14 protein-coding genes are annotated in these 15,613 nt (G+C 71.2%); 7 read left to right on the forward strand and 7 right to left on the reverse strand.

Features of this window, described 5'->3' with window-relative positions; translation table 11 throughout:
* Window positions 1-162: 162 nt before the first annotated feature.
* Entirely contained in the window at window positions 163-1,926 is a 1,764-nt protein-coding gene (gene arc / locus ACIBHY_RS08455) for a proteasome ATPase (protein WP_184968230.1), read from the forward strand.
* 62 nt (window positions 1,927-1,988) lie between these two features.
* Here arc and ACIBHY_RS08460 read toward each other — a convergent pair whose 3' ends face one another.
* From ACIBHY_RS08460 to ACIBHY_RS08485, 6 genes are read right to left on the reverse strand one after another with little or no spacing between them, the layout of a single operon-like run.
* Window positions 1,989-2,912, reverse strand: a complete 924-nt coding sequence (locus ACIBHY_RS08460) for a LysR family transcriptional regulator (protein WP_379638379.1) — start codon at window positions 2,910-2,912, stop codon at window positions 1,989-1,991.
* A 48-nt stretch (window positions 2,913-2,960) separates the two neighbouring features.
* Window positions 2,961-3,698: a serine hydrolase gene (locus tag ACIBHY_RS08465; RefSeq protein ID WP_397306313.1), complete on the reverse strand. Its 738-nt coding sequence runs from the start codon at window positions 3,696-3,698 to the stop codon at window positions 2,961-2,963.
* Window positions 3,695-5,392 (reverse strand): amidohydrolase family protein, encoded by a 1,698-nt coding sequence (locus ACIBHY_RS08470; RefSeq protein ID WP_397306314.1) that lies wholly within the window; start codon window positions 5,390-5,392, stop codon window positions 3,695-3,697. The genes ACIBHY_RS08465 and ACIBHY_RS08470 overlap by 4 nt, the downstream gene beginning before the upstream one ends.
* Window positions 5,392-6,144 (reverse strand): amino acid ABC transporter ATP-binding protein, encoded by a 753-nt coding sequence (locus tag ACIBHY_RS08475; RefSeq protein WP_397306576.1) that lies wholly within the window; start codon window positions 6,142-6,144, stop codon window positions 5,392-5,394. Before ACIBHY_RS08475 ends, ACIBHY_RS08470 begins: the two co-directional genes overlap by 1 nt.
* Window positions 6,145-6,146: 2 nt before the next feature.
* A complete protein-coding gene (locus ACIBHY_RS08480; protein ID WP_397250005.1) occupies window positions 6,147-6,986 on the reverse strand; it encodes an amino acid ABC transporter permease in 840 nt (279 codons plus the stop codon).
* Entirely contained in the window at window positions 6,983-7,852 is an 870-nt protein-coding gene (locus tag ACIBHY_RS08485; RefSeq protein ID WP_397250003.1) for an ABC transporter substrate-binding protein, read from the reverse strand. Before ACIBHY_RS08485 ends, ACIBHY_RS08480 begins: the two co-directional genes overlap by 4 nt.
* 122 nt (window positions 7,853-7,974) lie before the next feature.
* On the opposite strand from ACIBHY_RS08485, the gene lysA reads away from it, so the two are divergent.
* From lysA to ACIBHY_RS08515, 6 genes are all read left to right on the forward strand, one after another.
* Window positions 7,975-9,213, forward strand: coding sequence for a diaminopimelate decarboxylase (gene lysA, locus ACIBHY_RS08490; protein WP_397306315.1), 1,239 nt, complete (start codon window positions 7,975-7,977; stop codon window positions 9,211-9,213).
* Between the two features lie 20 nt (window positions 9,214-9,233).
* Window positions 9,234-10,319, forward strand: a complete 1,086-nt coding sequence (locus ACIBHY_RS08495) for a diaminopropionate ammonia-lyase (RefSeq protein ID WP_397306316.1) — start codon at window positions 9,234-9,236, stop codon at window positions 10,317-10,319.
* 52 nt (window positions 10,320-10,371) lie between these two features.
* Entirely contained in the window at window positions 10,372-11,475 is a 1,104-nt protein-coding gene (locus ACIBHY_RS08500) for an acyltransferase family protein (RefSeq protein WP_397249997.1), read from the forward strand.
* An 86-nt stretch (window positions 11,476-11,561) separates the two neighbouring features.
* Window positions 11,562-13,076, forward strand: coding sequence for a depupylase/deamidase Dop (gene dop / locus ACIBHY_RS08505; protein WP_397306317.1), 1,515 nt, complete (start codon window positions 11,562-11,564; stop codon window positions 13,074-13,076).
* A gap of 411 nt (window positions 13,077-13,487) precedes the next feature.
* A complete protein-coding gene (locus ACIBHY_RS08510; RefSeq protein WP_184968246.1) occupies window positions 13,488-13,697 on the forward strand; it encodes a ubiquitin-like protein Pup in 210 nt (69 codons plus the stop codon).
* Between the two features lie 504 nt (window positions 13,698-14,201).
* The gene (locus ACIBHY_RS08515; protein WP_397249995.1) at window positions 14,202-14,789 is read left to right on the forward strand and encodes a gamma carbonic anhydrase family protein; all 588 of its coding nucleotides are present in this window, start codon (window positions 14,202-14,204) and stop codon (window positions 14,787-14,789) included.
* Window positions 14,790-14,858: 69 nt separating this feature from the next.
* Here the strand turns inward: ACIBHY_RS08515 and ACIBHY_RS08520 are convergent, their stop codons facing one another.
* The gene (locus tag ACIBHY_RS08520) at window positions 14,859-15,611 is read right to left on the reverse strand and encodes a TetR/AcrR family transcriptional regulator (protein ID WP_397249993.1); all 753 of its coding nucleotides are present in this window, start codon (window positions 15,609-15,611) and stop codon (window positions 14,859-14,861) included.
* Between the last annotated feature and the right edge of the window lie 2 nt (window positions 15,612-15,613).

Consider the following 15,613-nt stretch of genomic DNA (forward strand, 5'->3'; position numbering starts at 1 on the left):
TCTCGCCGTGTTCATATGCTGGCAGGATTAAACGCACCATTGGGGATTATTCACCGAATACCGAATGTCACTCTACGAACACTGCCCGGCCAGGTTACGGAGGGGCCCGAGATAGGTAAGGTCCTTAGTAGTCGCCCTCGACTGGGAAGGAGGTGACGGGGCGTGGCAGCTCGCGATGATGCTGAGGCTCGAGCCGCGCAGCGCGAACGGGAGGTCGCTGATCTCACAACACAGGTCTCCTTCCTCCAAGAGGAGATCACCGCGCTGAGGCGGAAGCTGGCCGAGTCACCCCGTCAGGCCAGGGTCCTGGAAGAGCGTCTCCATGAGGTCCAGGCGAATCTGGCGGCGGTGACCGGCCAGAACGAACGCCTGGTGGCAACACTCAAGGAGGCCAGGGACCAGATCGTCGCCCTCAAGGAAGAGGTGGACCGGCTGGCGCAACCGCCATCCGGGTTCGGCACCTTCCTGGAGGCCAGAGAAGACGGCACGATCGAGGTGTTCACCGGAGGGCGCAAGCTCCGCGTGAACGTCAGCCCGGCCGTCGACGTCGACTCGCTCCGGCGTGGCCAGGAGGTCATGCTCAACGAGGCGCTCAACGTGGTCGAGGCACTCGGCTACGAAGAGGTCGGCGAGATCGTGATGCTCAAGGAACTGCTCGACAACGGCAAGCGCGCCCTGGTCATCTCGCACGCCGACGAGGAACGCGTCGTGCGCCTGGCCGAGTCGCTGGTCGACCAGCCCATCAGGGCCGGCGACTCGCTGCTGCTCGAGCCGCGCTCCGGCTACGTCTACGAGCGCATTCCCAAGTCCGAAGTCGAAGAGCTGGTGCTCGAAGAGGTCCCCGACATCTCCTACGAGGAGATCGGCGGACTCATGCGGCAGATCGAGCAGATCAGGGACGCCATCGAGCTGCCCTACCTGCACGCCGACCTCTTCCGCGAGCACAAGCTCAGGCCCCCGAAGGGCGTGCTGCTGTACGGCCCGCCCGGCTGCGGCAAGACGCTCATCGCCAAGGCGGTCGCCAACTCGCTGGCCAAGCAGGTCGCCGAGAAGACCGGCCAGGAAGGCAAGAGCTTCTTCCTCAACATCAAGGGCCCGGAACTGCTCAACAAGTACGTCGGTGAGACCGAGCGGCACATCCGCCTGGTCTTCCAGCGGGCGCGTGAGAAGGCCTCAGAGGGCACCCCGGTGATCGTGTTCTTCGACGAGATGGACTCGATCTTCCGCACCCGAGGCTCTGGCGTCAGCTCCGACGTCGAGAACACCATCGTGCCCCAGCTGCTGTCGGAGATCGACGGCGTCGAGGGCCTGGAGAACGTCATCGTCATCGGCGCCTCCAACCGCGAGGACATGATCGACCCGGCGATCCTGCGGCCCGGCCGCCTGGACGTCAAGATCAAGATCGAGCGGCCGGACGCCGAGGCGGCGAAGGACATCTTCTCCAAGTACCTCGTCACCGGACTTCCCCTGCACCCGGAGGACCTCAGCGAGCACGGCGAATCGCGCGAGGGAACCATCGCGGGCATGATCCAGAGCGTCGTGGAGCGCATGTACACCGAGAGCGAGGAGAACCGCTTCCTCGAGGTGACCTACGCCAACGGCGACAAGGAAGTCCTGTACTTCAAGGACTTCAACTCCGGCGCGATGATCCAGAACATCGTCGACCGGGGCAAGAAGATGGCCATCAAGCAGTTCCTGGAGACGGGGCAGAAGGGCCTGCGGGTGCAGCACCTGCTGGCCGCCTGCGTCGATGAGTTCTCCGAGAACGAGGACCTGCCCAACACCACCAACCCGGACGACTGGGCGCGGATCTCCGGAAAGAAGGGCGAGCGGATCGTGTACATCCGCACCCTGGTCTCCGGCAAGCAGGGATCCGAGGCCGGCCGTTCCATCGACACCGTCGCCAACACGGGCCAGTACCTGTAACGCCACGGACGTGAGGTGGCCGCGCGGATCCCTCCGCGCGGCCCTTCCGTTTCAGGGGGACCTCAGCGCAGGCCGGGGTCCAGGGAGTTGAGGAGCTGCGCCGCGGCGGTGCGCAGGTAGGCGATGAAGGAGCGGGCCGCCGGGTTCGGGTTCGTGGGACGGCGGGCCACGCCGATGCGGCGGAACAGCCGCTGGTTGACCACCCGGCACACCTGGACGCCGGTGACGCCCTGCAGGCCCAGGCTCGGCACCAGCGCCACGCCCAGCCCGGCGCGCACCAGGCCGATCGTCACCTCGTAGTGGTCGCTGCGGCAGCGCACCTGCGGGGTGAAGCCCTCCAGCGCGCTGGCGCGTTCCAGCGTCGAGACCGGATGCTCGGCGCCGAACGTCGTGATCCAGTGCTCACCGGCCAGCTCCGCCAGCCGTACCCGGGGACGCTGGGCGGCCTGGTGGCCGGCGGGCACCACGAGCAGCTGCGGCTCGTCGAACAGGTGCAGGACCTCCACTCCGTCCGGGCACTTCCACGGATCCAGCGCGTGCTCGAAGACCACGAGCACGTCGAGCGCGCCGCGCTCGAGATCGGGCAGCAGCTCGTACGGCTGGCCCTCCACCAGGTCGAGCCGCACGCTCGGATAGCGGGTGGCGAAGCGCGACAGGGCCAGCGGCAGCAGGCGGTACCCGGCCGAGGCGAAGAAGCCGATCCGCAGCTCGCCCGCGTCGACCCGGGCCTGGGCCAGCAGGTCCTTCTCGGCCGCCTCCAGGATGTCGACGACCTCCTGAGCCCGGTGGGCCAGCCGGCGGCCGGCCTCGGTCAGCCGCAGGCTCTGCGCGTTGCGCTCCACCAGGCCGACGCCCGCCTCCTCCTCCAGCTTGGCCAGCTGGTGGGAGACGGCCGACGGCGACAGCTTCAGGCCGCGCGCGGCCCCCGCGATGCTGCCGGTGCGGAACACCTCCAGCAGCACCCGGAGACGATGGCTGCCGAGCATGCGGCCTCCTCTGTCGAACGGACGTGGGCCTACCCTAATCAGCCCAGGTCAGGCGGCGATGAGCAGGCCCGCCTGGCGTACGGCGGCGGCCAGGTCGTCCTCGCTGCCGGCCGGGCCGCAGGCGAGCACGGCGTAGGCTCGCTCGCCCATCAGCCCGACGTCGGCCCGCACGCCGTCGTCGGTGCCGGTCTTGTTGGCCAGCCACGCGCCCTCCGGGTCGTGCCGGACCAGCGCGGGCACGAGCGTGTGGTCGGTGTTGGCCAGCATCCACTCGCGCAGCTGCACCTGCCAGCCGTTGCTCCCCGCCACCAGCGCCGCCAGGCCCGCCAGCTCCGCCGCGGTCCCCACGGCGAACGTCGGCGGATGCTCCGGGCCGCGCGGCTCGCGGATGCGGTCGAGCAGCCGCGTGCGGGTCAGGCCGAGGGCCGCCCCCGCCGCGTTGACCCGGTCGAGGCCGACGGTGCGCAGGAGCGCGTTGGTGGCGGTGTTGTCGCTGACGGCCGCGGTCATCAGGGCCAGGTCGGCGACGCTCCACGTGCGCGCGCTCAGCCCGAGCAGCAGGCCGGAACCGCCGCAGTAGTCCTCCTCCTCCTCCAGGCGCACGGGCGTGGCCGGGTCGAGGATGCCGCCGTCGATGCTCATCGCGACCTCGGCCAGCAGCAGGAGCTTGCCGACGCTGGCCAAGGGCAGCTCGGCGTCCTCGTTGATCCCGAATCCGCCGCCGGGGCGGCGTACCGCCACCGCCAGCGTTCCCGGGCAGGCCGCCGCGAGTTCGGCGAGCGTCATGGGGTGACGATCCCGCCCGGCGTGGCGCCGGTCGGCTCGCCGCCGGTGACGGCCGTCTCGCCCGCCACCACGACCGCCGCCAGTCCCCGAGGGGGCAGCAGCGGGTCGGCGTAGGTGGCCGCGTCCGCGATCGCGGCCGGGTCGAACACCACCAGATCGGCATGGGCCCCGTCGCGCACCACCCCGCGACCGGCCAGGCCGAAGCGCCCGGCCGCCATCCCGGTCATCTTGTGCACCGCCGCCTCCAGCGACAACAGGCCCTCCTCTCGCGCGTAGTGCCCCAGCACCCGCGGGAACGTCCCGGCGATCCGCGGATGCGGCCGCCCCGGCTTCGGCACCCCGTCCGAGCCGATCATCGTGAACTCCGCCGCCAGCACCCGCCGCACGTCGTCCTCGCGCATCGAATGGCTGATGATCGTCACCTGGCCGCCCTCGGCCAGCAGCAGCTCGGCCGCCGCGTCCACGGGGTCGCCGCCGAGCGAGGCGATCGTGCGGCCCTCCAGCTCGCGGTGCCCCACGGCCGAGGCCACCGAGATGAGGTCCCAGCCGCCGTTGCCGACCGTGTTCTCCCAGCCGGGCACGCCCTCGGCGATCGCCCGGCGCATCCTGGCGCGCTGGGCCGGGTCGCGCAGCCGTTCCAGCAGCGCGGAGGTGCCGCCGTCGTTGGCCCACGGCGGCAGCATCGCCGACAGCGACGTGCTCCCCGCCGTGTAGGGGTAGACGTCGCAGGTGACGTCCATGCCGCCGGCGCGCAGCTCGGCCAGGCGGGCGAGGGTCCGCTCGGTCCTGCCCCAGGCGTGCCTGCCCGCGGTCTTGTGGTGCGAGACGTGCAGCGCCGCGCCGCTCCTGCGGGCGATCTCGGCCGCCTCCTCCAGCGCCTCCTCCACGCGCGCCATCTCGTCGCGCAGATGGGTCACGTACGGCCGGCCGTACCGCGCGGCCACGCTCGCCAGCGCGACCACCTCGTCGGTGCCGCCGTAGGTGCCCGGCGTGTAGATCAGCCCGGTGGAGAGCCCGGCCGCGCCCGCCGCGAGCGCGTCGCCGAGCAGCCCGCACATGACGTCCAGCTCGTACGGCGAAGCCGCCCGGTCCTCGTACCCGACCACCCCAGCCCGCAGCGTGCCGTGCCCGACCAGCGAGGCGAGATGATTGGCCCGGGGCGCCCCCGCGTGCGCCTCCGCAAACCCGGCGAAGTCCCGAAATATCGCTACTCGGCCGCCGAACGAGGTCCGGCTTGACCGTGACAGCTCCTCCAGCCGCTCCGGCAGCGCGGGGAACAGGCTCGACCCGCAGTTGCCGCAGATCTCCGTCGTCACCCCCATCCGCACCGGCGCCGCGGCCAGCTCCGCGAACTCGGGGCCGAACAGCGAGGCGGCGTCGGAGTGGGTGTGCACGTCGATGAACCCGGGCGCCACCACCATCCCGGCCCCGTCCAGCACCACCCGCGCCCGGGGATCCGGCCGAGATCCGGCATCCGGGGCGTGCCGTTGACGGGGCGCGCCCGAGGCGTACCCCTGAGGGGAGGAACCCGGAGCGTACCCCTGAGGGGAGGGGACGGGGGCGTGCCCCCGGTGGGAGGGGGCCGAGGGCGGCAGGAGCACCACGCGGCCGTCCAGGGCGCCGACGTCGGCCGGGCGCAGGGGCGCGCCCGTGCCGTCGGCCAGGCGCGCGCCCGTGATGAGCAGATCCAGCATCACAGCACCTGCCCGAGGAACGCCCGGGTCCGCTCGTGGCGCGGACGGGCCAGCACCTCGCGCGGCGGCCCCTCCTCCACGATCAGCCCGTCGTCCACGAACACCAGGTGGTCGCCCGCCTCCCGCGCGAAGCCCATCTCGTGCGTCACCACGATCATGGTCATCCCGCTCGCCGCCAGATCGCGCATGACCGTCAGTACCTCCTGCACCAGCTCGGGGTCCAGGGCGCTGGTCGGCTCGTCGAACAGCATCACCTTCGGGTTCATGGCCAGGCTACGGGCGATCGCCACCCGCTGCTGCTGGCCGCCCGACAGCTGCGACGGGTAGTGCCCGGCCCGGTCGGCCAGCCCCACCCGCACCAGCAGCTCCCCGGCCCGCCGCGCGGCCTCCGCGCGCGGCACCCGCTGGACGGCGCACGGGCCCTCCATCACGTTCTCCAGCGCCGTCATGTGCGGGAACAGGTGGAAGCGCTGGAACACCATGCCGACCTTCTGACGCTGCCCGCACAGCTCATCCGGCCGCAGCAGGTGCAGCCGCCCGGCCCGCTCCCGGTAGCCGACGAGCTCGCCGTCCACCCAGACACGGCCCGAGTCGATCGTCTCCAGCCGGTTCACGCACCGCAGGAGCGTCGACTTGCCGGAACCCGACGGGCCCACGACGCACACCACACCGCCCTCCGGCACCTCCAGGCTGACGCCCTTGAGCACCTCCAGCGCGCCGTACCTCTTCCTGACCGACTGCAGCCTGACCATGCTCACGACGCGTACCCCCTGCTGAAGCGTCTTTCCAGGAAGTGCTGGCCGACGCTCGCGACGCTCGTCAGCAGCAGGTACCACAGCGACGCCACCACCAGCAGCGCGATCACCTCGAAGTTCTCCAGGTAGATGCGCTGCGAGACGGTCAGCAGCTCCGCCCCGGCGATCACCGACACCATCGACGTCGTCTTCAGCATCGAGATGAACTGGTTGCCGGTCGGCGGGATGATCACCCGCATCGCCTGCGGCAGCACCACCCGGCGCAGGATCTTCCTGTGCGACATGCCGAGCGACTCGGCCGCCTCGCGCTGGCCGGGATCCACCGAGCGGATGCCCGCCCGGACGATCTCCGCCATGTAGGCGCCCTCGTTGATCGTCAGCCCCAGCAGCGCCGCGATGAACGGCGTGATCAGCTGGTGCGCCTGCCACTCCACGAGCATCGGCCCGCCGAACGGCACGCCGATCCCGATCACCGGGAACACCAGCCCGATGTTGAACCAGAAGATCAGCTGAACCAGCAGCGGCGTGCCGCGGAAGAACCACGTGTACAACGCCGAGGCGCCGCGCAGCACCGGGCTGTCCGACAGCTGCATCACCGCCGCCGTCACCCCCAGCACCACGCCCAGCCCCATCGACAGCACCGTCAGCGCGATCGTGACCAGCAGCCCGCCCAGGATCCTGCCGTCGAACAGGAACGCCACGATCACGTCCCAGTGCAGGTTCTCGTTGACGACGACCGTGTACGCCAGCCACACCAGCCCCAGCGCCGCGGCGGCCCCGGCGACCATCGGTCCCGGCCGCCGCGGCTTCACCGCCTCGATCGGAAGCTCGGCCGTCACGGCGCACCCGTGTTGACGGTCACCTTGGAGATCGCGTTGGGGCCGGTGCCGTACTTGTCGAGCACCGCCTTGTAGGAGCCGTCCTCGACCATCTCCTGCAGCGCCTTGGCGATCGCGTCGCGCAGGCCCGCGTTCTGCTTGCCGACCGCGATGCCCCAGGGGCCGGCGTCGTACTGCTCGGCCAGCACCTCGTACTTGCCGGTCTCCTTCGCGAACATGTACGCCACCGGCGAGTCCACGATCGTCGCCACCGTCCGGCCCGAGTCGATCGTCAGCAGGCCCGTCGGCGCGTCCTCGCTCTGCAGGATCTCCATCTTCTTCGCGCACTTGTCGTTCTGGCGCTTGCCGATCTCCAGGTTCGAGGAGCCCTTGGCCAGCACGACCTTCTTGCCGCACAGGTCCGCCAGCGACGTGATGCCCTCCGGGTTGCCCTTCTTGACCATCACCGAGCCGCCCGCGTTGAAGTAGTCGACGAAGTCGACCGCCTGGCGGCGCTGGGCCGTGTCGCTCAGCGACGACATCGCGATGTCCCACCTGCCGCCCTGCAGGCCCGGGATGAGCCCGTCGAACGCCGCGTTCGTCACCGTCGTCTTCAGCCCGAGCCGCGTGCCGATCGCCGTGGCCAGGTCCGGGTCCACGCCGGTCAGCTCCTGCGTGCCCGGCTTGTACATCTCCATCGGCGGGTAGCCCTCCGACGTCGCCACACGCAGCACGCCCGCCTCGCGGACGCTCTGCGGCACCAGCTCCTTGGCGCTCTTGCCGCCCGACGCCGGGGCTGAGGGCGCCGCCGTACCGGAGGACGACCTGCCGCAGCCCGCGCCCAGCGCGCACACCGCGACCAGCGCGATGACCAGGTGTTTTCGCATGGCGGCCATCGTTGGCGAGCACTTCGCCCGATCCCAAGGGATGTGCACGCTTCTGCCCCTCAGCATCGAAACCCTCGATGCTGAGGCACCGGCACCCGCGACGCTTCCTACGCTGACGCGGCATGAGCATCGACAGCGTGTGGCCGGCGAGCGCGACCTGGGCCGAAGGCGTGCTGCACCTCGGCGGCCTGGCCGTCACCGACCTGGCCCGCGAACACGGCACCCCCGCCTACATCCTCGACGAGGCCGACTTCCGCGCCCGCGCCCAGGCCTGGCGCGACGCTCTGCCCGGCGGCGACGTGCACTACGGCGGCAAGGCGTTCCTGTGCCCGGAGGTCGTGCGCTGGCTGGACCGGCTCGGGCTCAACCTCGACGTGTGCACCGGCGGCGAACTGGCCGTAGCCCAGGCCGGCGGCATCCCGCCAGAGCGCGTCGTCTTCCACGGCAACAACAAGTCCGAGGACGAACTGCGCCGCGCCGTCGCGTGGGGCGTCGGCTGCGTCGTGCTGGACTCCTTCGCCGAGCTGGAACGGCTGGCCGCCGTAGCCGCCGGGCACGGGACCGTCCAGCCGGTCATGATCCGCGTCACCCCGGGGGTCGACGCCCGCACCCACAAGTCCATCGCGACCGGCGGAGAGGACTCCAAGTTCGGCTTCTCGCTGTCGGCCGGCGACGCCGAACGCGCCGTCCGCCTGGTCCGCGCCCGGCCGTCCCTGCGCCTGTCGGGCCTGCACTCCCACATCGGCTCGCAGATCCTCCAGCTGGACGGCTTCGCCGAGGCCGCCCGGCGCATGACCGCCTTCGCCCGCGCCATGGACGTCGACCGCCTCGACCTCGGCGGCGGCCTGGGCATCGCCTACCGCCCCGGCGACCCCCGGCCGCCCGCCCCTTCAGACCTCGTGACGATCCTGCAGAAGGAGACCGGCGGCCTGCACCTGTCGGTCGAACCCGGCCGCTCCATCGCCGGGCCCTCCACCGTCGCCCTGTACACGGTCGGCACCATCAAGGGCGGCTACGTCAGCGTGGACGGCGGCATGAGCGACAACCCCCGCCCCGCGATGTACGGCTCCCCGTACACGGCCGTCCTGGCCTCCCGCGCGTCCTCCGCTCCCGCCCGCGGGTTCACGGTGGTCGGCAAGCACTGCGAGAGCGGCGACGTCCTCGTCCGCGACGCCCGCCTTCCCGGCGACCTGGAGCCCGGTGACGTGCTCGCGGTGCCGGCGAGCGGGGCCTACCAGCGCTCGATGGCCAGCAACTACAACCACGTGCCCCGGCCGCCGGTCGTCGCCGTACGGGACGGCGCGGCCCGCGTGGTGGTCCGCAGGGAAACCGAGTCCGACCTTCTCCGGCTCTATCCGTAGCCCTGGTTAGCATGGCGGCCATGCTCAATGCCGGCCGCTCGCCGTACACCAGCACCGACCGGGAACTGATCGGGGTCGCGCACGCCCGTCAGGCCCGCGACCACTTCGCCGCCGAGCCGACGCCCCTCGTCGGCCTTCCGCGGCTGGCCGCCGGGCAACGCGTCGGGAAGATTCTGGTCAAGGACGAGAGCGACCGCATGGGGCTGGGGAGCTTCAAGGCGCTCGGCGGCGGTTACGCGGTGGCCAGGCTGGTCGCCGAGGAGGCGGGGCCGGACGCGGGGGAGGGGCGGCTGCGGGAGGTGGCGGCCCGGACGCCGTTCGTGTGCGCCAGCGCGGGAAACCACGGGATCTCCGTGGCCGCCGGGGCCAGGGCGCTCGGCAGGACCTGTGTGGTCTACCTGAGCCACGAGGTGCCCGAGGAGTTCGCCGGCCGGCTGCGGGCCCTCGGCGCCCGGGTACGGCGCAGCGGCGCCGACTACGACCAGAGCATGGCCGACGCCCTCCAGGCGGCCACCGGCAACGGCTGGCGGCTCATCTCCGACAGCTCCTGGCCCGGCTACACCCGGGTGCCCCTGGACGTCATGCGCGGCTACACCGCCCTGCTCGACGAGGCGTACGAGGCGGGCGCCGCGCCCACGCACGTGTTCGCGCAGGCGGGAGTGGGCGGCCTGGCCGCGGCGGCCGCCGCCTACGTGCGCGACCGGTGGGGCGAGGACCCGGTGGTGGTCGTGGTGGAGCCCGAGGGCGCCCCCTGCCTGCTGGAGAGCGTGCGGGCGGGTGAGCCGCTCCGGGTGAAGGGCTCCCCGACCTCCCTGGGCCGCCTGGACTGCCTGGAGCCGTCCCTCCTGGCCTTCCGGCTCCTCGGGCACCTCGCCGACGCGTTCGTCACCGTGACCGACGCCCAGGCCGCCCTGGCCGCCGCCGCGATGGGCGAGGAGGGCGTGCGCGTCTCGCCGTGCGGCGCCACGGGTACGGCGGGGCTGATGGCCCTGGACGACCACACCAGGACGCGGCTGCGGCTGGGCCCGGACTCCACCGTCCTGGTCATCGGCACGGAGGGGCCGGTTGAGGAGCGGGTGGGCGGGTGGCAACCATCGCGAAAATAAACGCATGGGACAGATGGGAACCAAGTGACGCACGAGACGCGTCAAAGCGGGCGTGCATCGTCGGGCGCCGGAGCGGCTTGCTGAACTGGATCTGCTGCGGTTCGTCGCGGCGCTGGCCGTAGTGGCCTTCCACTACCTGGTGGCCTTCAAGTCGGTGTGGGGTGAGCAGCCCGCCGAGCTCTTCCCCGCCGTCGCCCCCCTGGCCGGGCTGGGGATCCTGGGCGTCGAGCTGTTCTTCATGATCAGCGGGTTCGTGATCCTCATGAGCGCCTGGGGGCGCGGGCTGGGGGCATTCGCGCGCTCCCGGTTCGTCCGCCTGTATCCGGCCTACTGGCTGAGCCTCGCCGCCGCCTTCGGCCTGTACGGCGTGCTCGCCCTCAAGGGGCCCGACCCCAAGCTGACCGGCGCCGAGTACGCCCTGAACGCCACCATGTTCCAGCGCCTGTTCAAGGGCATCGACGCGGTCGGCGTCTACTGGTCGCTCTGGGCCGAGCTGCGTTTCTACCTGATCATGGCCGTGATGATCCTCATCGGCATCACCGCCAACCGGATCCTGATTCTCGGCGGCGTCTGGCTGGCCGCCGCCACCGGCGCCCTGTTCCTGGACAACCCGGTCGTCAACGAGATCGTCATGCCCGCCTACGCCCCCTACTTCGTCGCCGGCATGTCCCTCTACCTGATCCACCGGCGCGGCTCCTCCTGGCTGCCCTGGCTCTACGTCGTGGCCGGCTGGGCCCTCGCGCTCAACGCCGCGCTCGAACGCGTCGAACGCCGGGTCAAGGCCGCCGGATCGGCCGCCATGCCGGTCACCGACCTCGGCGTCATCCTCACGGTCACCGCGATCTTCGTGGTCATGGCCCTGGTCGCGCTCGGACTCCTGCGGATGCGCTCCAACGGCCTCCTGACCGCGCTGGGCGGCACCACCTACCCGCTGTACCTGTTCCACTCGGCCGCGGCCGTCGTCCTCATCCCGCTGCTCGCGGGCGGCATGCCGCCCTGGCTGATCGCCCTCGTGACCTTGCTCGCCGCGATCTTGGTGTCCTATCTCGTCTACGCGTGCGTCGAACGTCCGGTCCAGCGACTTCTCAGACCACGCAAGTCATCCCGAACCCCAGCAGCGCCCTCCACACAGGTCGAAAAGGCGTCGGTGCCATAACTCTGTGGCCTTGGGGCACTGTGAAGGGCATAGGCTCGGGCATATAAACGGCGGATAGCGATTTGGCTGGACGACGAGAGGTGCGCATGACGGTGCGTCGGGTGATGGGCATCGAGACCGAGTACGGCATTTCCGTACCAGGTCAGCCAGGCGCCAACGCGATGGTGACCTCATCGCAGGTCGTGAACGCCTACCTGGCCGCCTCGGCGGCCCGGGCGCGACGCGCCAGATGGGACTTCGAGGAGGAGAACCCGCTGCGCGACGCGCGTGGCTTCGACCTGGCCAGGGAGGTGGCCGATCCCAGCCAGCTCACCGACGAGGATCTCGGGCTCGCCAACGTCATCCTCACCAACGGCGCCCGGCTCTACGTCGACCACGCCCACCCGGAGTACTCCACGCCCGAGTGCACCAACCCCCGCGCCGCCGTCATCTGGGACAAGGCCGGAGAACGCGTCATGTACGACGCCGCCACCCGCGCCTCGGCGATCCCCACGAACGCCCCCATCCAGCTCTACAAGAACAACACCGACGCCAAGGGCGCCTCCTACGGCTGCCACGAGAACTACCTCATGCGCCGGGCCACGCCGTTCGCCGACATCGTGCGCCACCTGACGCCGTTCTTCGTCTCGCGGCAGGTCGTGACCGGGGCGGGCAAGGTCGGCATCGGCCAGGACTCGCGCGGCGAGGGCTTCCAGATCTCCCAGCGGGCCGACTTCTTCGAGGTCGAGGTGGGCCTGGAGACGACGCTCAAGCGCCCCATCATCAACACGCGCGACGAGCCGCATGCCGATCCGGAGAAGTACCGCCGCCTGCACGTGATCATCGGCGATGCCAACATGTCGGAAATTTCGACATACCTGAAGCTGGGCACGACGGCGCTCGTGCTCGCCATGATCGAAGACGGCTTCCTGACCCGCGACCTCGCCGTCGACAACCCCGTCCAGGCCCTGCGCGCGGTCTCCCACGACCCCACCTGCCGCTACGAGATCGCCATGCGCGACGGCCGCAAACTGACGGCCATCCAGCTGCAGATGGAGTACCTGGAGCAGGCTAGAAAGTACGTCGAAGAGCGCGGCACCGCCCAGGACGAGATGAACAAGGACATCCTCGACCGCTGGGAGTCCGTCCTGACCCGCCTGGCCGACGACCCGATGCAGCTCTCGCGCGAACTCGACTGGGTCGCCAAGCTCGAACTCCTCGAGGGCTACCGCACCCGCGACAGCCTCGCCTGGAGCCACCCGCGCCTGCAGCTCGTCGACCTGCAGTACTCCGACATCCGCCCCGACCGCGGCCTGTACAACCGCCTGGTCGCCCGCGGCCGCATGCAGCGCCTGGTCACGGAGGACGACGTCCAGCGCGCCGTCGAGAACCCGCCCAACGACACCCGGGCGTACTTCCGCGGCCGCTGCCTGCGCCAGTACAGCGAGTCCGTCGCGGCGGCCTCCTGGGACTCGGTCATCTTCGACATCCCGGGCCGCGAGTCCCTGCAGCGCGTCCCCACCCTGGAGCCGTTGCGCGGCACCAAGGCCCACGTCGGCGAGCTCTTCGACCGCTGTCGCACCGCCGCCGACCTCGTCGCCGCCCTCACCGGCGGCGACTAGCGCCTTTTCTGCCTTTTCTGTCCGCCCTTTCCGCCCGCGCCTTGTCGCGGGCGCTTTTTCGTGCGTTGCGGGCGCTTTCGTGCGTTGTGGGTGCAACCCCTCCCCTCCGTTACGGCAAGCCGCCCCCACCGCCACCCGCCGACCACCCTCCCTCCGTCCAGGGAGACGGCAGGCAGGGCGCGCCGCCCGGCCCGCCGTAACGCCGCCCGTAATCACGCGGACGGCTCTCCTGGGCGCCGTGAGCCCGGTCCTGCGCGCGGTGGACCGCCCGTCGCGTCCGGCTCGTGTTTACGTAGGGTGGAGCAGTGGTTCCGGGTCGAGCGAAGATCGCGCGGTGATCGACGCGAAATGTCGCTCGGTTCGGGGAAGATATGGCTTAGAGACCGTCCCCCAAGCGGAGGTAGGTAGGACATGGCGACAAAGGACACCGGCGGCCAGAAGCAGGCCGGGCGGCGCGAGAGCGAGGTCGAGGAGACCGAGGCCTCGGCGTCCGCCGACGTCCAGGAGCGGCAGGAGAAGCTCACGGACGACGTCGATGCGATCCTGGACGAGATCGACGAAGTCCTCGAAGAGAACGCGGAGGAATTCGTGCGCTCCTACGTCCAAAAGGGCGGCCAGTAGGGGCAAGCATCTAGCAAAGGGGTGGAAACGCCCTCGCGAGGTGAGGGGTGCCCGGGTTGTGGTTGCTCTCCGGGTGCGGTCCATTCGGGTCATCGCGCGAGGGAGGGGCGTGCGCGAGGCCGCCGCGGCCGGTGCGGCCGTGGACGGGCGCACGTGAGGTCCGCGGGGAGTTCGAGGAGGAGCACGGGCGAAACGGGTCCACCGGGAATGGGCTGACCATGGCATGACCCAAAGACGACTTCGAGCGCGAGCTCGCCCACCGGGGCGGGCTCCGCGCCGACCGTCAGACCGTTCCCCGGACCTTCGCCGGCCCTCTCCGTCCACGAGGTCCGCTGGTTCCCGCGACCGGCTCGACCTCGGCCCTGGTTCTCCGTGACCCGATGGCCATGATCGCTTTCAGCGGTGGCACGGCGGTGCCGCGACCTGGCGGGCCGGCGTGGCGGGTTTCGGACCTTGCGGCCGGCCGGGGTGAGGCCGGGGTGTCGCGTGGACATGATGGGACACATGCGTATTCGTCATCGTGGGTTCGAGCCGGTGGTCGATGAGTCCGCCTACGTCGCGCCGAACGCCACTCTGGTCGGCCAGGTGCGGGTGGGCCCGCGGGCGCGGGTGATGTACGGGGCGGTGCTCGACGCCGAGGACGGGGCGATCGAGGTGGGGGAGTGCTCGATCATCTGCGAGAACGCCGTCCTGCGCGGCGGGGTGAGCCTGGGCGACCACGTGTTCGTCGGGCCGCAGGCGACGTTGCTGGGCTGCCGGGTGGAGCGGTGCGCGTACCTGGCGACCGGGGTGACGATTCTGCAGGAGGCGGAGATCGGCGCGGGCGGGGTGGTCGCGATCGGGGCGGCGGTGCACGCGCGGTCGCGGCTGGGGCCGGAGGAGTTCCTGGCGCCGTACACGGTGCGGGTGGGGGACGAGGCGTTCGCGCCGGGTGACCCCGGGCTGCCGGAGGCGATCGAGGCGCTGGGGTTCGCGCGGGTGGCGTTCGGGGTGGACGCCGGGTGGACGGACCGCATCCGCCGCTATGAGCGGATCGCCGAGGTGCGCTCCGCCCAGTTCGCGGCACACGCCGACGACGAGATGCTGCCCTGACCCTCCGCCGCGAGGTGCCGCCCCGGCGCCCCCACGGCGGGAGGCCGCCCCCGCCTTCCGGAGACGGCGTCACCTGATGCGGTGGGCCAGGCCGTCCATCAGCATGGTGAGCCCGAGGCGGAACGCGCCCTCCGGGTCGGTGGACATGCCGGTGGTCTCGCCGACCGTGGTGGAGACGCGCTGGGCGATGGGGTAGGACGCGCCGCCCATCGCGGCGGCCAGGGCGGGGGCGACGCTCTCCCACCACTGCACGTCGGTGAGGGAGCTCTCCTGCCAGACGCGGCGCATCGAGATGACCCCCCGGGCGCTGCTGGAGACGAGGCCCAGGACGGCGGTGAGCGTCTGGTCCATCTCGATGTCGCCGAGCCCGAGCCCGTCCAGCGCGGCGAGTTCGGCCTCGTACTTGCCTGACACGCCGGGGCCCGGAACAGGGCGGCCGGGGGCCACGTCGACGGTCCAGGGGTGGGCCATGTGGTGGTCCCAGTTGGCCTGGGCGACGCGTTCGATCCTGGCCCGCCAGGTCGCCGCCCCGGCCGGTGGCGGGCCGGTGGCGTACACCTCGGCGGCGACGGCGTCGAGCATCAGCTCGATGAGTTCCGCGCGCCCGGCGACGTGCGGGTAGAGGGCCATGGGGCTCACCCCCAGGTCGCCGGCGATCCTGCGGATGGTGAGCGCGTCGAGGCCTTCGGCGTCGGCGACCGCGATGGCCGCGCCGGTGACGCGTCTGGGCGTGAGGCCGGACCTGCTCACCGCTTCGGTGGGTTTCCACAGCAGGCCGATCAGCTTGATCGGGTCGCCGGGTCGTTCGGCTCTCTTCGCCATTC

The organism is Nonomuraea sp. NPDC050547 (genome assembly GCF_044457345.1).
GTDB lineage: Bacteria > Actinomycetota > Actinomycetes > Streptosporangiales > Streptosporangiaceae > Nonomuraea.